The sequence below is a fragment of the Pseudomonas imperatae genome (genome assembly GCF_057128625.1).
In genome coordinates, this window is sequence record NZ_JBSKHP010000040.1 from 36,600 (window position 1) to 53,863 (window position 17,264).

Below are 17,264 nucleotides of genomic sequence, written 5' to 3' on the forward strand. Positions count from 1 at the left end.
GATGACAGCGAGCTTGGTGTGGAGCGAGGGGAGCCAGCTCGTCGATGGTAGGTATGAGGAAATGGGCAAGGGTTGTTGAGGCCGTTTCGGCCGATAGTGGTGACTGCGACCGGGCAGGAGCGGACGCTAGTTCCCTGACCAAGGCCTATTGCCACCGTTCAGCACTACAAACGATAATGCAACCTATTCCCACTAAGCAGCTGGATGGCTTTTGCCGTGTCTTCCCCCTCAAGCGCCATCGTCGGCAATCTCTACGTAGAACATAATTCCTGGCTTCGCACCTGGTTGCGCAGACGTAAGGCCTGCCACAGCGATGCGGCCGACCTGGCCCAGGACACGTTCGTGAAAGTGCTCAAGGCATGCAACGCCCAGGATATACGGGATCCGCGACAGTATCTGGCAACCGTGGCCAAGGGTTTGATGATTGATCTGTTCAGGCGCCGCTCCCTGGAGCGGATCTACCTGGACACCCTCGCCTGCTTGCCCCCTGCCGAAGTGCCCAGCCTCGAGGAACAGGCGATTGTATTCCAGACCCTGCTTGAAGTTGATCGGATGCTCGCCGGCCTAGGGGCTAGGGTGCGCCAGGTGTTTATCCTCTCCCAACTCGACGGCCTTACGTATAAAGAGATTGCCGAACAATTGGGTCTGTCGGTTCGCACTGTCAATTACCACATGGCCAAGGCCATGGAGCACTGCTGTTTGATGCAACTGGAACTGGACGTATGAATTCAGGGCCAAGCCGCGCACAGCGTGACGCGATCCGCGAGGCGGCGCGTTGGTACGCAGTGCTCGCCTCTGGCGAGGCCAGTGAGCAGCAGCGTTTGCAATGGCACCAGTGGCATGACGGCAATCCCGAACGACAATGGGCGTGGGAGCGGATGCAAACCGTGACTGATGCCATGGGGCAGCTACCCCGACGGGTAGCATCCTCGACACTGCTCGGCGTCGCTCAGTCCCGTCGACAGGTACTCAGTGGGCTTGCGCTGTTGTTCGGCACAGGGGCATTGGGTCGTGCAGCATGGCGCAGTGATACCCGTCGCGAGTGGATGGCCGACTACCGAAGTGCAGTGGGAGAGCGGCGCGAGATCAACCTGGCAGATGGCACACGAATGTTGCTCGACACTGACACCGCGGTAGATGTGCAGTACGACAATCAACATCGCCTGCTGACGCTACGCCGAGGAGAAATCCTGGTGACAACGGGCAGTGATCAGCAACGACGCCCCTTCATGGTCGAAACTCGCTATGGGCGGGTGCTCGCGCTGGGAACGCGTTTCGCTGTCACTGTGGATGATGTCGGCGCTAACGTGTCGGTGTTGGAAAAAGCGGTTGAGCTGACGGTCGGTGCTGCCCCGGGCATCCGGCTTGAAGCGGGCCAGCAGGTGCGATTCGGACCAAGTGGTGCTCAGCCCTTGCGTCTCAATGATGCGACGGTGGCAACGTGGGAACAGGGTCACCTGATCGCGATCGATGAGCCTCTGGCAAGCCTGATCTCCCGCCTGTCCCGATATCGCACCGGCATTCTCCAATGCGATCCGCAGATTGGCAGGATGAAGGTGTCGGGGTCGTTCCCTATCGACGACACCGACCATGCACTGGAGGCGCTGCAGAGTGCCTTCCCGGTACAGGTCGTTCGGCGCACCCGCTATTGGGTCTCGGTGGTGGCTCGCGACGGGCGCCGATAAAATTTCCGCAAGCGTTGCACTTTTCCTGCACCTGGCTCGGCCTACCCCTGGAAACGGATTAACGAGTGTTCTCGGGGAGGGAACCGTGAGCTTTACCCAACGACCGCATGCTGCCCTGGCGTTAGCCATTCACCTGGCCATTGGCACGAGCCTCGCCGGGCCGGCCAACACATTCGCTGCCTCAGCCAGCATTGATGAAAACCGTACGTACGATATCGCCGCCGGGTCATTGACCGAAAACCTGAGCCGCTTTGCCGGCGCATCAGGCGTCGCCCTGAGCTTCGAGGCAACGCTTACCCAAGGGCGCAAGTCTCCAGGGCTGAACGGTCGCTACAGCGTTGACGCAGGCTTTGCCATGTTGCTGGCAGGCAGTGGTTTGCAGGCAGTACGCCAGAGCAATGGCGTGTACTTGCTGAAAGTGACTGACAACGCTGGCGCCATGGAGCTGGGTGCGACATCGGTATCGGGGTACGCGCTGGGGGAGCTCACTGAAAATACCGGTTCCTACACCACAGGTGCCAGCGCCACGGCAACCCAGTTGAGTCTCAGCCTGCGCGAAACTCCGCAGTCGGTGAGCGTGATGACTCGCCAGCGCATGGATGACCAGCAACTCAATCGCCTGACCGACGTGCTGGAGCAGACACCCGGAATCAATGTGGCCTACAGCGGCATGGACCGCTTCGACATTTACTCCCGCGGCAGCACCATCACCAATTACCAGATCGACGGCATCACTACGCAGTCCGACAGCCAGACCCGCACCATCCCACAAACCTCGATGGACATGGTGCTCTACGACCGCATCGAAGTGCTGCGCGGCGCCAGCGGGCTCATGACCGGATCCGGCGACCCAGGTGGCCTGATCAATATGGTCCGCAAGCGACCGACCCGCGACTTTCAGGCCCATGTGCAAGCCGGTGCGGGCTCGTGGGACCTCTACCGTAGCGAGGTAGACGTCTCTGGTCCCCTTAACGCCGAAGGCAGCATTCGCGGGAGGCTAGTGGGCGCCAAGCAGACCCAGAACAGTTTCATGGACGCCTATGGCAGCGATCGAGACATTCTCTACGGCGTGATGGAGTTCGACCTGGACGATGACACCACCCTGCGTACCGGGGTCGACTACTCGAAAATTGACATCGACGGTGCCGCCGGCGTCCCCCTGGTGTACAGCAACGGCCAGCCGGCTCACTTCTCACGATCCACCAGCGTGGGCGCCCGCTGGGCCAAGGACGAGATCCAGACCTACAACTACCTGGTTGCCCTGCAGCATCGGTTCGCCAATGACTGGTCGCTGGACGTTGCGGGCAACTACATGGACATCGACCGCACCGACCTGATCGGCAACTACCTGTTCAAAGACGTAGGCGTGCTGCCTTCACTCAACCAGACCACTGGTAACGCCCGGGCCGATCGTGGACTGGCCAATGCGGACCAAACCCAGAAAGGTTTCAACCTGACTCTGCACGCTCCCTACGAGCTGTTCGGACGCGCCCATGAACTGGTCACCGGCTTCAACTACACGAGCTACGACAACACCCATAACGTGCTGAGCGATGGCATCTCCAACCTCTTCAACTTCTACACGTGGGAGAACTACCTGCCCGAGGGTACGACCTATACGCCCTCGTTCGTGATGAAGACCCATTACCAGCAGCGCGGGGTTTTCATCGCCAACCGCTTCAAGGTGACCGACGACCTGAATCTTATCCTGGGCGTACGCAACTCCGACTACAGCTACGACTACAGCCTGCGCTACTACACCGGCACGGCCGGCAGCACGTCGAGACGACGCGAAAACGGCGTAGTCACCCCCTACGCAGGCCTGGTCTACGACCTGACTCCGGAACAATCGGTGTATCTGAGCTACACCGACATTTTCCAGCCACAGAGCAACCAGGATCGCAACGGCGTAGTGCTTGACCCGGTCACGGGCCAGAACTACGAAGCCGGCTGGAAAGGCGCGTTCTTCAATGGTGCCCTCAACACCAGCGCGGCGGTGTTCGAAGTCAAGCGCGATAACCTCGCCGAACTGGATATCGGCTATACGATTCCCGGAACCAGCAATAGCGCCTACCGCGCCGTCAAAGGTGCCATCACCAAGGGTTATGAGGTGGAACTCAATGGCCAACCCGTGCAAGGCTGGAACCTAAGTAGCAGCTATACCCATGCCGAAACGCGTGACGCCCAGGGTGACCGCAACCTGACGACCATACCAGTCGACATGGTAAAGTTCTGGTCCACCTACAACGTCGGCGGGAACTGGAATGCCCTGACCCTAGGCGGTGGCGTCAACTGGAATTCCCCGACCTACGTGGCGTTCAGCGGCACAACCATCAAACAGGACGACTACGCGGTGTTCAACGCGATGGCTCGCTACCAGTTCACCGCCAAACTTTCCGCCACGCTGAACCTGAACAACCTGTTCGATAAAACTTACTTCAGTAGCATCAATGGAGCGCAAGGTTTGTATGGTAACCCCCGGAACTTCATGATCAGTACGCGATACGACTTCTGATAATGGGCGCTTTGTAGCCTGATTTCCGTTGCTGGTTCACGTCAGGCTGCAGGGCGCGCTGAATTTCTCCCGTGTATTACAGGCCCAGCGACTGGCTGCTCTCGGCCAGAAGCGGGCCTCCGATCGACACCCTGCAATCAAATCTGGTTTAGCGTCCCTGTACCCCGCAACATGGACGAATTGAGGTTTAACGGTGCGCTCCTGGAACGACTTTTATCATCAAACCGCCACACGTGCCCCCTCCGCACTGCTAGCCAAAGCACTGGCCCTGGCGCCAGAAAGGACAAGTGCTCCATGGGCCGTTGATCTGGGGTGTGGCGCGGGCAACGAGACAAGACAGTTGCTAGACGCCGGCTGGCATGTATTGGCTATCGATAAAGAGCCTGGAGCCATTGCGCTAACTACGGCGACGTGCCCAGCGGAAAAGCACGGAAGACTAACCACTGCGCTCGCCAGCTTTGAACAAATGCCACCGTTGCCGCGCTCGGGCTTGATCCATGCCGGCTTGTCACTGCCCTTCTGCCGGCCTGGCCATTTTGCATTGCTGTGGGACCACATTCGGTGTGCCCTGATACCAGGTGGCGTGTTTGTCGGCCATTTTTTCGGAGTCCGACATGGATGGTCCGCGCTAGAAAACCTCACTCTCCACACCGAGCAGGATATTCGAGGGTTCTGCGGCGGCATGGAGATCGCGCTACTACGGGAAACTGAAACGTTGATTGAAAGAGACGACGGCCCTCTCAACTGGCATCGCTTCGACCTCATCGTCAGAATGCCCGAAACCATTGCCGTAACTCGCTAAGGTGTCAGGGTTTGAGTGCCGTAGTCCTCAACGGGCTTATTCCCAAGCCACCCGCGATGCGGTCAAGTTCGGTACCGGGCAACCGCGGCGCAGCAGGCGCGGCCTGTTCGGTCGGCGGCCAGCGCAGATCTGTTTTTATCGGATCACCACCCAGCCGCGCGAGCCGAGCCTTGCGTGGAAAGACAGATCTATCCAGGCAGGCTTCACGATCGGCAGAGGATGACAGCTGACGACATCCGCCGCCGTTTGATACAGCGCGTGCTTCGCACACACGCTTGCTACTTACATCGTTAATATCAACGCAGTCCAGCGAGCCGAGCGCGCCTCCCAGTACTTGTGCAACTGAATCCGCGTGGGCCTGAGATGTGAAAATCGATGCCGACAATACCAGCGCCAGCTTCCAGTCCATGGGGTATCCCTCCTCCGCTAATACCCAGCATGATCCACGAGTGAGATTCCACTTTTATGACCACGGCCCGCGGACTACAACGGTCATTTTTTTCGGATAACTTCATCAACTGGCAAGCTGCTCACGTTGCGCGATGAATAGGTTTTTCACCGACTGGAGATTCGGAAATTGACATGGAAGTGCTTGGCGTTCTGGATAGCTTTGCTGGGGTGGGCAACGGCGAATGCTGATGCTGTCCGCGAACCGGCGTTGATAAAAGCAGCGCGGGCAGCCTGCAAAACCTTGAGCACCTTGACCGGGCCATCGTTTTTTCGCTCGAACGCTTATTTCTCCGGGCCGGACGGGATCATTGCGGTAGTGATCCAGGGCACGAAACCGGCCCCCTCCATGAAGGGGCAAGTGGGCTCCGAGTTATGCTTGTATTTTCCGCAACGAAGACAGGCTCAGATTACTGAATGGGATGAGTTGGCCAAGCCTGGCAGCAAACCACCGATTAGCAGGCCTGCAGACTTTTAGGCGTTTTGCCGGCTGTAACACCCGGTTGAGCCAATTTGCTGATCAGCAAAAGAGCCGTAAATATCATCTGGGTCATCCAGCATTTACGGTCCGCGGTTGTAGAAGAAGGAACCACGTATGCGCGAACGCAAGGCAGCGCGACTGCTCGTTATCAGCCCGTCTCGAAAAGTGCTCCTTTTCAGGTTTACCCATACCGAGGATGCTTTGGCAGGCACTAGCCACTGGGCAACCCCTGGAGGTGGCCTGGAACAAGGCGAGACATTCCACGCTGCGGCGATGCGCGAGTTGCGTGAGGAAACCGGTCTGCAAGCTTCAGTAACGGGGGAAGCAGTGGCGCACCGGCGTGTCTCGCTGCTTCTCCCCAGTGGCGAGACGGTGCTGGCCGTTGAGCAATATTTTGTCGTGCATGCCGGGGACCAGTCCCTATCCCGTTCGGAGTGGTCACCCCATGAGCGCCAGGTCATGACAGACCATTATTGGTGGTCCATTGAAGAATTGAGGTCCACCAATGAGCGGGTGTTTCCGGAAGGGCTTGTAGATATCCTCGTGCGCGCGGGCATCTGACGAGGCTGGCCTGCCGGTCAGGAGCGACTACACCCGCACGTTGAGCTGTATCAGCGTGATGTTCTTGAACACGTCATCCTCTACCAGTTCGGAAAGGCTCCCGGGAGACATTTTGAACGACACGAACGCCATGCTATCCACGGAAACCCGCTGCAACGCGCTAATCAAAAGGCTTGCCGCAAAACCGTGAGTCACGAAGACGTTGCATTCAACCTCGGCGTTCAAATCCCGGACGAAGTCGGACAGGCGCTGCGCCAGCTGCCGTCGGGTTTCCGCACCCGGGCAGATAGCATGGTCCATGCGGCCACACGGCGTTGCAGCCGAAGCTTGCATGACCGTATTGTGCAGCGCCTGGTCCATGCCTTCATGCTCGCCAAATGACATCTCTCGCAGTCGCTGGTCGTAGTTCACTTCAAGCCCCATGGCCCCGCCGAGGACTGCTGCGGTTTCTCGGCACCGCAGCAAGTCTGACGAGTAGATGGCCACGCTTTTCGCCAGGTGCGCGGAAGCGAAAAAACTTCCCAACGCATAGGCTTGCTTGATTCCTTTTGGGGTCAGACTTGAGTCAAACCAGCCCCCGACGACTTGATCGAGATGATGCTGTGCTTCTCCGTGCGTTACAACGTAGTACCGCTTCATGCGTGCGCCTCACCTTATGGTCGTCCGCTCCCTGCCGCGATATCTTGAGGGTATGTGCGTGACAGGCATGTGAACCCTTCCCTTGCTCGGCAGATACCAAGCTGCTGAGAGTTCATGCGCGGGCGTTGCGGTCACTAACGCTGAATAAGCGTTTTTGGCCAGAACCGCTGTTCGACATCAACAGCGCCAGCCACTGCAAGATGGGTACAATTCCCGCTCTTAGCCTGATGAGATGGAACTCATGGATTTGTATGTGGTGCGGCATGGAGAAACTTGGGCGAATGCCGAACAACGTTACCTGGGTTCGCTCGATCCTTCGCTTACAGCAGGAGGACGTGAACAAGCCATAGTGCTTGCTGCGAATATGCCCCCTTGAGCTGGACGCACGTGTCCCCACGTCTACGGGCGATAGAAACCGCAAGTACCCTGAACGAGAGACTTATAGTGGTGCATATTCAGCGCAGATCAATGACTCTTTACTTTCGCCGCCATCGTTCGCTGAATCATATCGACAAACGCTCTCACCAACGGGCCGCGCTCATGCTTACGGGTGAGCACAAATAGCGGCGCGGAGGCCTCGGGTTCAGCCAGCGGCCGGTAAGTCACGCCTCGCTTTGCCAAGGTCTGCGTGCACTCGGGCACCACCGCCACGCCCCGGCCCGCAGCCACCAACGCAATGATCGAGGTGATCTGCTTGCCGGTGGGCGCTGGCCGACGCGTGAGGGCGTGGCGGCGGTAGAGGTTCTCGACGATATCGTTCAGGCCCGAGCCGTAGTCCGTCGGGAACGCGATCAGCGGGTAAGCACTCAACTGCGCCAACGTCACCTGCGCCTGCCGGGCAAGGAGACTATCACTGGCGACGGCGGCTATCAGTGGCTCGTTGCCAAGACACAGGGCCTGGACGTCGGCGTCGTCGCTTGGTGGCAGCATGCTGCTTATGCCGATATCCAGGCGGCCTTCAATGATATGCGCCCATTGGGTACTGGAGGCGCCTTCCTCCAAGCTCAATTGCACGTCCGGGAATGCGCAGCAGAAAGCCTGGATGGTCTGGCTGAAAACGTCCGAGAGAGCGATGGAGCTGGCGTAGCCCACCGCCAGGTTCCCCATGGAACCTGCGGCCAGTTTACTGGTGATGGCCTGCGTCAGCTCCACCTGCTCCAGCACCGCGCGGGCGTAGGGCAGGAAATGCCGGCCCTCAGCGGTGAGGATGACGTTGCGAGAACTGCGGTCGAACAAGCGAAAACCCAGTTCAGTCTCCAGTGCCGAGATCTGCCGAGTCAACGGCGGTTGCGCGATGTGCAGGCGCGTTGCGGCACGGCCAAAGTGCAACTCATCGCTCACCATCAGAAAGTAACGCAGCCGGCGCAGGTCGATCATGCTCGTCCTTGGGTATCAATCGGTCCGAAAAGGGTATTGGATCCTTTCGTCGGTCTATCTTATAAAATTGTTCGAAAATATAACGAATGTTTTTATGAATCCTTCCATTCGTAGCCTTGTTCCCATGTGGATGCGCTGTGAATGGCCGCAACCTTTTACCCGCTGCACCTGCGCCCTGCCGGTGGATCGCTGTAGCCTTTGGCAACGGTGCAGTTCGACCCTGCCGTACCGGAGTACTGATGTACTGTTCCAGATGGCCCGGGTACCGCTGGAGCACCTAGCGACATTGTACCGCCAGGGTCGTCGAATCCCGCACAAGAGCACTTATTTCATGCCCAACCCGCATGGTGGAATACTCCTAGCGGCGCTGGTGTGAGGCGTCCCGCCCGGCACTAACTTGTTTATGTACTAGAAGGATCTGGATCATGGCGGTTGAAACACAAGTACCCATCCAAAGCGATACCCGACGATTACTACCGGTCGCAGTGGTGGTCTTTCTCGGCCTGATGGCCATGGGCATGCCGCTGGCGTCTGTCCCACTTTGGGTCCACGGGCAACTGGGCTACGGTATGTTGGTAGTCGGCTGTGTGATGGGCATCGAGTCTGTGGCTACCTTGCTGACCCGGCACTTTGCTGGCACTGCCGCCGACCGTCGCGGTCCTAAATGGACCGTTATGCTCGGCCTGAGTGGGAGTGCGATCTCCGGTGGTTGCTACCTGGTCGCGACGCAGCTGGTTGAAACGCCTCTGATCAGCCTTGTAGCTATTATCGCCGGGCGTATTGCTATGGGCTTCGCTCAAGGCCTGTTATTCACTGGTGGCAGTACTTGGCCGATCGGCATGTTCGGTGCCGCAAAGGCGGGCAAGGCACTGTCATGGATCGGTATCGCCATGTTCGGTGGCATTTCCGCAGGCGCCGCACTGGCCGCATTGCTAGGTGAGGTGGTGAGCTTTGCATGGGTTTCACTGGTGACCATGTTCATCCCCTTGGTGGGTTTGATCATCGCCCTGCGCACCCCTGGTGCCAGACTGGTCCATTCCGTGGAGAAATCACTGAAGATAGGAGAGCTGCTGAGCAAGATCTGGCGTCCTGGCTTAGTGTTTGCCTTGGCCACGATGGGTTATGTGACGGTATCTTCGTTCATCACTTTGACCTACGCTCAGTACCAGTGGAGCGGTGCCGGTTATGCCCTGGCCGCCTTCGGCGCTGGCTATGTGGGTGCGCGCCTATTGCTGGGTTCGCGATCGGACACTGCGGTTGGGCCTAATATGGCTTTGCTGATGTTAGTCATCGAGGCAGCAGGCCAGGCTGTGCTGTGGTCGGCACCGACACCTGGCTACGCCATTCTCGGTGCTCTACTGAGCGGCTTCGGCGTGTCAATGATCTATCCGCTGTTCGCACTGGTGGCGATTCGCAACATTCCACACCATAGCTTGGGCCTGGCCATCGGTTTTTACGACGCCTGCTTCGACATCTCCATCGGCCTAGCCGCACCGCTTGCCGGTTTGTTAGTCCGTCAGGAGGGCATGTCGGTGGTGTTCCTGATTGGTGCAGTAGCGACTCTGCTGGCGATGCTCCCAACGCTTCATGCATACGCCTATGCTGCGCGGGATGCTTACAGGCCACCGGCTACGTGTCTTTAATCGGCAGCTACCGGCCAGAAGCTGCCGATCCCCCCGACGGCTAAGGCTCAGTCACGCGCTGTAGCCGCTGCCGACAGGCTGCGCTTGCCGCTGTACGTAGGAGGTTTTCAGTGTGGTTGAAGGGCAGCGCAGCCTGCGGCAGTGGCTACAGTGCTGAGGCTGGCCATCAGAAATGGGGCGGGGGCCGCCGGTCACTACAGTCCGCTTTCGGCTAGAAGGGTAACTATTTCCTACGACTCAAAAGGATAAAGCGCATGGCGTTCACCACACTGATATTGGATGCTCCAAGCCCGCCGTTGTTATTTGAGGAAGTCGACCAATTCCTTGGTTTCGGCTTGGACGTGACGCTCAATCTTTTCTACTTAGCAGACAAAGAACTCATTCGGCAGCGCTACGGCGAGCGCATTCAATATATGCAGATCAACTGCCACGACGAGCAAGCCTTGATTGCTGCCGTGGCGCAGGCCGGGGGCTACAGTGTATTCAAGACACGGTTAAATATCCCCCTGAGTGGCGAACTGATTCGCATTGCAGCGTCTGCCGCCCTGGCATCGCCGCTTCGCGCTATCGCCCAGGCCGGTGCGGGCACCAATCACATCGACCGGCACGCCTGTGAAGAATACGGTGTGACGATACTGAACACACCAGGCTCCAACGCAACCGCTGTCGCTGAATATGTCGTGGCCCAAGCGTTGTTTTTATCCAGAGACCTGGACTACTACAACACACAAACCCAGACAGGCCATTGGGCCAAAGGTAAGTTGGCGCCTGGGCCTGAGTGGTCCGAGCTGACGCTCGGACTGGTGGGCACTGGCTGCATTGCCCAGCAGGTCGCATACAAGGCCACAGCGCTGGGGATCAAGGTCATTGCTACAGGCTCCGAGCGTTTTACGGAGCAGCTCGCCCATGGTCTTGGGCTCGAACGAAGGAAAAACCTTAAGCAATTGCTGGGCGAGGCGGATATCGTCTCGATCCACGTACCGCTCACACAACACACTAAGGGCTTGTTCACCTCCACCGAGTTCAGCCAAATGCGCCAAGGCTCGATCCTGATCAATACGGCACGTGGAGGCATCGTCGACGAGCAGCAACTGGCGGCGTTCATGCGCGAATTTCCCGGGCACATTAAAGCGGTTGCCATCGATACGTTTGCCCTGGAGAAAGACCAGTTCTGCTCGCCATTGGCAGGTGTCCCTGGCGCCCAACTGACGCCCCATATCGCGGGCAATACCACAACGGCGATCAAGACTGCTGCTCGACAGATCGTCGATAAGATCCATCTATTCAGCACCGTTGCCAACGTGCGTTAAGAGTCCAGACCGCAGGCTCACGATCTGTCTCACCAGTGTGTGCCCGTTAGGTTCGCGCGTGCATTGGTACGCAACCACGCTGAAACATCCTATGGGAGGTGCTCTGGTTCAGGATTTGGCCAGCGCCTGGGGCGGAATGCGGGCAGGCAGTGATCGACCTGTATGCACACCGTGTGGTGGGCTGGGCGTTCTCACCGAAGTCCGGTGCCGACTTGGTGATCAACGGCCTGGGCATAGCATACAAGCAACGGGGTCGACCACAGAATGTTTTATTCCACCGCGATCAGGGCAGCCAATATGATAGCCGGATTTTTCGCCAACTGCTGTGGCGCTACTGCTTTAAAAAGACCATGAGCCGGCGCGGGAATTGCCATGGCAACGCTCCGAGGAGCGTTTGTTTCGTAGCCTGAAAACGGAGTGGATACCGACAGTGGGCTACTTGACCGCGTGACTGGCCCACCAGGATATCCGTCGGTTCATGATGAAGCGGTACAACTGGCAAAGGCGGCATCAGTTCAACGATGGGTTGTCGCCTGTGGTCGCTGAGGACAAACTTAACACGGTGTCCGGGATCAGTTGATCCACTACAGCGGCATCCTTTTTCGTACAGAGCCTAGAACCTTGGTAAACCATCAACCCGACTAAACTCACCGTTGGATCTTCCGAACTTTAGCCACAGTGCAACACAATAATGCATCGCGCCGTCACGATGGGCGCTTCAAATAATCTGTGAAGCCAGCTTGCCAAACACAAATTCTCTTCTAAGCTCGAAAATAATTTCATAAAGATGTGCAAGTGTTTTCTACGCTTATGATGGATAAAATCGTACTCAGGATGAGGACGAGCCAAATGCCTGATTGGTATTTTGGCGCATTGCATGCCTCCACGCCTTGGAGTTTCTTCAAGAGGATACAGGGATGATCCGCAAGCCGTTACCGCCTTATCAGCGCGACATCTGGGTTGCCGCTGTTCAGTTCCCCGAAAGTAATCAATACACGCTCTTCTGCTACGACCGACTCGTTGGCGAAGTGGATGAACAGGCATTGCGTCACGCAATGGCATCTGTTGCCAGACGCACCGATGCCTTCCGCCTGCGCCTTGGGGAAGAAGACGGTGAGCCTTTTCAATGGCTCGCCGCCGAGTTGGATGTCTCGATTACAGCCCTTGACCTCACGCATGAATCTGATCCCGACGCTGATATCCAGGCCTGGTTGCGCAATGCTTTTGGCGTCAGTTACGCCCTAGACGGCAGCCGATTGGCTGACCTGTTCCTGCTTCGAGCAAGTGATTCAGCGTATGTCTATGTCCGGGCGCACCATGTTGTTTGCGACGCCTGGGGTTGGCAGTACTTCATTGGTCAGGTACGTGATGAATACCTGAGATTAACCAACCATGCAGTGACGGAGACGCAAATCCAAGCGACATCCTTTCTGGCTGTCATTGAGGCCGACGACTACAAGCGATCGGACCAGTACAGGCAAGATCGTTCCAACTTTTCCCAAATATTGAGTGGGATGGAGCCTGCCCTGTTCAGCCGCAAGCTGGCTGCTGGCACGCGGAGTAACACTCGTTACTCCATCACCCTAGAGCCGCCGCTGCTGGCCACTATCAAAGACCGCGGCGAGAGCGCCACTTACAGGCTGACGGCATGATTTTCACCGGTGTCGCTGATTTTTACTCAAGGGCCTATTCAAGGGTAGCACTGCATTCGCTATTGACGGAATGTGGGGTGCCGATTATCCACACCAGCTCAAACTTGTTTGCCCACTGCGCCACAGTTTTACCCAAAGATGCGGGTTGCAGTCCGCATCGAAGGGTTTTGCAAATCGCACTGACTTGCTACGAGACTAATAGCGTGACATCACACGGTTTGATAACCAAATTGTTCGAGGTTTAAATATTATGCCCCTGATAATCTATGTACTAGGCGCTGCAATCTTCGCTCTCACCACCAGCGAGTACATGGTGGCCGGTTTAATGCCAGAGCTTTCGAGCGACTTCGGTGTTTCATACGTTGCCGTGGGATATTTGGTCACGATCTATGCTGGCGCCATGGCCTTGGGGGGACCGTTGCTGACCGTCCCGTTGCTCGCTGTTCCTCGCAAGAAAGCCCTGCTGGGCTTGATTGGTCTTTTTGTGGTTGGGCAGATTATAGGCGCGCTGGCGCCGGGCTACGAGATCATGGTAGTCGCACGGCTCGTCACGGCAATTTCAGCTGCGGCATTTTTTGGTGTCGCCCTGACAGCGTGTTCGGAATTGGTGCAGAGCCATTTATTTGGGCGTGCCTCCTCAATGGTCTTGGGGGGCCTGATGGTGGGGACCGTCCTAGGATTACCGGCAGCAACGCTGGTTGGCGACTGGTTCGGCTGGCGTATCAGTTTCTTGGCGGTAGCTGTTGTAGCCATGCTAGTCGGGTTGCTGGTGATAAAACTAATGCCACCGCTTCCTGTGCCTCCTAACGTTTCGTCACTGCGTTCAGAGCTGGCTGTGTTCAAAAACAGCAAACTGTGGGAAGTCTACGCCACTAGCCTGTTGCTAATCGGTGCAACCTTTGCGGGCTTCACCTATTTCGTGCCGATCTTGACAGAAGTTAGCGGTTTTTCGGCGGTAACCGTTCCCGCACTACTGGTGGTCTACGGTCTTGCAACGCTGGTAGGCAACAATATCGTGGGCAGATTGGCCGACCGTCATACCATCAGTGTCATCGCGTACGGGTTAGTGGCAGCAATTGCCGCAATGGTAATCTTTGCTTTGTTCGGCCAAATTAAAGCCGTCGCCATCGTGGCGCTGGTGGTAATCGGTCTGACCGGTGTTTCGATGAACCCAGCCCTAATTACCCGAGGAGCACGTGTTGGACATAACAATATGCTGGCCAACTCCGTACATACGGCATGCATCATGCTCGGTGTTATGACGGGCTCGTGGATCGGCGGCTGGGGTACTGCAACTGGCTTGGGACTACAAGGGGCGCTTTGGGTTGGCGCTGGCCTAGGTGTACTGGCACTATTTTCGCTCCTACCGGAACTTAGGACACGTGCCTCTCAATCATTTGCGCGCTAGAGGCCATCTGAGGCGATTTGCTTGGCCAGTAATCAAATGCTTCCAGATCCTTCTCGGATCGTAACCGTCCGGGCATCACACCTTTCCTGAAGCTTGAGGTGAAAGTGTCCTAAAATATGCGGACGGCGTCGCCTTTATTGGCTAGGATCGTGAGTGTAGACGGCGGACGTGCACAGCGATTAGGCATAACGGATACGCACGCCAACGGTCCCACATCAGGGCCTTCTGCGTGTCGGTGTAGTAGATCCGAGGCCGCTGCTTCATAAGAAACACTCCTCTTACTGGGTTACCTTTAGACCGTTGCGTCCACCGGTTGAATCCACAGTCGAAAGCAGACGATCATGACTGACCACAACCCATTGCTGTCCTTAGCATCGAGCGGCAGTCGGCCAGGATCGCCAATACGGTCAATTCCACGCATCTGTCTGCTGGACTGTCGGTTCTTGTCAGATCACTATTTCCTGTCAAAAGCGTCAAGCCTGGTAAGCTGGGCGGATAGCGCCCAAAGGCGTTCAGCTTGTTCAGGGTCTGTGGCATAGGGCCGGACGCCGACAAAGGATGGTGGTTCGTTTTCGTTTAACGATGCGATCTCACAGTCCTCGCAATACAAACCTCCCATTTCAGTTAGCTGCGGAGCTGTTGCGGCCCAAACTTGGGTGGCCGCGCCCTGCTGTGTTGTCTTAAAAGTAGGATCAGCAAGGTTGCCGCTCGCGTCCAGCCAGCCGGCGGCAACCATTTCGTCCAAAGGCAAATGGCGTTGGAGCGGTGTGAGAATTTTACCGGGATGAAGGGAGAAAGCACGGACACCTTCGTGCTGACCAAGCCGATCAAGGTGGACGGCAAACAACGCATTGGCCGTCTTCGACTGACCATAGGCCAACCACTTATCGTAGCCCTGTGTGAAGTGCACATCCTTCCAGCGAATATCTGATTGCTGATGCCCTGCCGATGACACCATGACCACCCTTGCACCACCCTTGAGCGCAGGCCAGAGCAGATTTACGAGTGCGTAATGCCCCAGATGATTGGTGGCAAACTGTGCCTCCCAGCCTGCCCCTACGCGGGTTTCCGGGCAAGCCATGACTCCTGCGCTGCCTATCAGGATGTCGATGTGCCGATTACTGGCCAGGAAACGCTGTGCAAAGTCATGCACGCTGGCCAGGTCGGAAAGATCCAGTTGCTCGATTTCAACATTCGAAATTCCGCTGGTGTTTGCGCGCGCAGTTTTAACATCACGTGCCGCAACAACGACACGCGCGCCTGCATCACTCAGTGCCTTTGTCGTCTCTAGGCCCAGGCCCGAATGCCCCCCAGTCACTATAGCGGTGATGTTGGTCAGATAGTGCCCTTCGAGTACCGCTGCTGCGGTGGTTGCCGCTCCAAACCCCGATTGGATGGGAGACTGTTTGCTGGTCATGGCGTGTCCTTGATATCTGGCAAGCGATAGGGGAAAACATCCACGGCGACCATTGTCTAGGTTAGGCTTAGGACTTTGAATGCACCAAAGTCCAACTATCTGTCGAGATCGTCCTACATCCATGGATCCCCTCTCCGAAGCCCTCTCTCTTTTGAACACCCACAGCTCTCTTTTTGCAGGTCTGAAGGCGGGCGGCGACTGGGCTATCGACTTCCCGCCGCCCGATGGCGTCAAATTCAATGCGATCGTCGAAGGGACTTGTTGGCTAGTGGTGGAAGGCTTGGGGCAACCGATCCAGTTGACAGCTGGAGATTGCTTTCTTTTGCCACGCAAGCGGGCATTTTCCCTTCGCAGCGACTTGTCATTTCCGGCCATCCACTCAGAGGCGATCTATCGCCACGCTGTCAATGGCATTGCCAGCTGTGGTACGGCTGATGCGTTTTTCTTGATCGGAGGTCGTTTTGACTTCGGTGAGGAAGCTAGCCTGCTATTTGAAGGATTGCCCGCCGTTGCCGTCATCAAAAGTGGTACGGATCAAGCTTCCGTGCTGAATTGGGCCCTTCGGCGTATGGCTCACGAGCTTACCAATCCCTCGCTTGGGAACTCCATCATCGTTCAGCACCTCGGCCACATCATGCTGGTGCAGGTGTTACGAATGTATTCGACTCAGGAAGTAAATAACGTCCCGGGTTGGTTGGTTGCCATATCTGATCCGCGTATAGGGGTAACCATTCAAGCCATTCATGCCGATCCCGCACGCTCTTGGACGGTTGAAAACCTTGCCGAAATTGCGGGTGTTTCCCGGTCGACCTTCGCACTGCGATTCAAGGAAAAGTCCGGTACCACTCCATTGGAGTACGTCTTGCGCTGGCGCATGCAGTTAGCTGCAAAATTTTTAAAAACGAACAATCAGGTTACTATTTCGTCTATCGCACAGAAGCTAGGCTATGACTCCGATAGTGCGTTTAGCCATGCGTTCAAGCGCGTGATGGGTTGTTCCCCTCGTGAATACAGGGCGCGAGCAGTTTCCATATCTTGGCCTGGAGCACGGCCAGCCTTGGTAAAGAAGCCTCGGGTACTTGGATAGAGGGATAGCTTCTGGCCGATATCTGCCGGTTCGTAAACCTGCCTAAAGATCAATGCCTCCGCCCCTGGCTAAATTCGCGAAGCGGTCTGCATCCAACCGAACCCGCTATGCGGAATTGGCCCAGAGGCGGCTACCGAACCAACGAGGCCTGTCTCTAAGGGCTGCAATCGGCCCAGAGTGTGTAAAAACACTTTCAAGTTGCTGGTGAGTTAGCCCATGGCTTCTGGTCGTTGCGATATT

At 57.0% G+C, this 17,264-nt stretch carries 15 protein-coding genes and 1 pseudogene; 12 read left to right on the forward strand and 4 right to left on the reverse strand.

Translation table 11 applies throughout. The features are described 5' to 3' along the window. Nucleotides 1-204 precede the first annotated feature (204 nt). From ACWKWX_RS30890 to ACWKWX_RS30905, 4 genes are all read left to right on the forward strand, one after another. Nucleotides 205-726: a sigma-70 family RNA polymerase sigma factor gene (locus tag ACWKWX_RS30890; RefSeq protein ID WP_473002986.1), complete on the forward strand. Its 522-nt coding sequence runs from the start codon at nucleotides 205-207 to the stop codon at nucleotides 724-726. Beyond that, entirely contained in the window at nucleotides 723-1,685 is a 963-nt protein-coding gene (locus ACWKWX_RS30895) for a FecR domain-containing protein (protein ID WP_416425019.1), read from the forward strand. The genes ACWKWX_RS30890 and ACWKWX_RS30895 overlap by 4 nt, the downstream gene beginning before the upstream one ends. A gap of 85 nt (nucleotides 1,686-1,770) precedes the next feature. After that, nucleotides 1,771-4,200: a TonB-dependent siderophore receptor gene (locus ACWKWX_RS30900; RefSeq protein ID WP_483829732.1), complete on the forward strand. Its 2,430-nt coding sequence runs from the start codon at nucleotides 1,771-1,773 to the stop codon at nucleotides 4,198-4,200. Nucleotides 4,201-4,393: 193 nt separating this feature from the next. Next, complete coding sequence (locus tag ACWKWX_RS30905) at nucleotides 4,394-5,002, forward strand: class I SAM-dependent methyltransferase (RefSeq protein ID WP_473002989.1); 609 nt, start codon at nucleotides 4,394-4,396, stop codon at nucleotides 5,000-5,002. A 4-nt stretch (nucleotides 5,003-5,006) separates the two neighbouring features. On the opposite strand, the gene ACWKWX_RS30910 is transcribed toward ACWKWX_RS30905, so the two are convergent. Then, nucleotides 5,007-5,411: a hypothetical protein gene (locus tag ACWKWX_RS30910; RefSeq protein ID WP_473002990.1), complete on the reverse strand. Its 405-nt coding sequence runs from the start codon at nucleotides 5,409-5,411 to the stop codon at nucleotides 5,007-5,009. A gap of 633 nt (nucleotides 5,412-6,044) precedes the next feature. Here ACWKWX_RS30910 and ACWKWX_RS30915 point away from each other — a divergent pair. Further along, a complete protein-coding gene (locus ACWKWX_RS30915) occupies nucleotides 6,045-6,491 on the forward strand; it encodes an NUDIX hydrolase (protein ID WP_483829733.1) in 447 nt (148 codons plus the stop codon). A gap of 27 nt (nucleotides 6,492-6,518) precedes the next feature. On the opposite strand, the gene ACWKWX_RS30920 is transcribed toward ACWKWX_RS30915, so the two are convergent. Beyond that, nucleotides 6,519-7,130, reverse strand: coding sequence for a histidine phosphatase family protein (locus ACWKWX_RS30920; RefSeq protein WP_483829734.1), 612 nt, complete (start codon nucleotides 7,128-7,130; stop codon nucleotides 6,519-6,521). A gap of 241 nt (nucleotides 7,131-7,371) precedes the next feature. Here ACWKWX_RS30920 and ACWKWX_RS30925 point away from each other — a divergent pair, with 241 nt between their 5' ends. Then, nucleotides 7,372-7,506, forward strand: coding sequence for a histidine phosphatase family protein (locus ACWKWX_RS30925; protein ID WP_483829735.1), 135 nt, complete (start codon nucleotides 7,372-7,374; stop codon nucleotides 7,504-7,506). 89 nt (nucleotides 7,507-7,595) lie between these two features. Here the strand turns inward: ACWKWX_RS30925 and ACWKWX_RS30930 are convergent, their stop codons facing one another. Next, on the reverse strand, nucleotides 7,596-8,507 hold the full coding sequence (locus ACWKWX_RS30930; protein WP_483829736.1) for a LysR family transcriptional regulator: 912 nt from the start codon (nucleotides 8,505-8,507) through the stop codon (nucleotides 7,596-7,598). A 425-nt stretch (nucleotides 8,508-8,932) separates the two neighbouring features. Between ACWKWX_RS30930 and ACWKWX_RS30935 the strand changes: the two genes are divergently transcribed. From ACWKWX_RS30935 to ACWKWX_RS30955, 5 genes and pseudogenes are all read left to right on the forward strand, one after another. After that, nucleotides 8,933-10,150: an MFS transporter gene (locus ACWKWX_RS30935; RefSeq protein WP_483829737.1), complete on the forward strand. Its 1,218-nt coding sequence runs from the start codon at nucleotides 8,933-8,935 to the stop codon at nucleotides 10,148-10,150. 254 nt (nucleotides 10,151-10,404) lie between these two features. Beyond that, a complete protein-coding gene (locus ACWKWX_RS30940; protein WP_483829738.1) occupies nucleotides 10,405-11,460 on the forward strand; it encodes an NAD(P)-dependent oxidoreductase in 1,056 nt (351 codons plus the stop codon). Nucleotides 11,461-11,609: 149 nt separating this feature from the next. Next, a pseudogene (locus tag ACWKWX_RS30945) lies at nucleotides 11,610-12,040 on the forward strand (DDE-type integrase/transposase/recombinase); the annotation flags it as partial. A gap of 337 nt (nucleotides 12,041-12,377) precedes the next feature. After that, nucleotides 12,378-13,112, forward strand: a complete 735-nt coding sequence (locus ACWKWX_RS30950) for a condensation domain-containing protein (RefSeq protein ID WP_483829739.1) — start codon at nucleotides 12,378-12,380, stop codon at nucleotides 13,110-13,112. 250 nt (nucleotides 13,113-13,362) lie between these two features. Then, the gene (locus ACWKWX_RS30955) at nucleotides 13,363-14,520 is read left to right on the forward strand and encodes an MFS transporter (RefSeq protein ID WP_483829740.1); all 1,158 of its coding nucleotides are present in this window, start codon (nucleotides 13,363-13,365) and stop codon (nucleotides 14,518-14,520) included. 454 nt (nucleotides 14,521-14,974) lie between these two features. On the opposite strand, the gene ACWKWX_RS30960 is transcribed toward ACWKWX_RS30955, so the two are convergent. Next, nucleotides 14,975-15,937 carry an SDR family NAD(P)-dependent oxidoreductase gene (locus ACWKWX_RS30960; protein ID WP_483829741.1) on the reverse strand — a complete coding sequence of 321 codons (963 nt, stop codon included), beginning with the start codon at nucleotides 15,935-15,937 and terminating at the stop codon, nucleotides 14,975-14,977. Nucleotides 15,938-16,058: 121 nt separating this feature from the next. Here ACWKWX_RS30960 and ACWKWX_RS30965 point away from each other — a divergent pair, with 121 nt between their 5' ends. After that, entirely contained in the window at nucleotides 16,059-17,024 is a 966-nt protein-coding gene (locus tag ACWKWX_RS30965; RefSeq protein WP_483829742.1) for an AraC family transcriptional regulator, read from the forward strand. Nucleotides 17,025-17,264 lie beyond the last annotated feature (240 nt).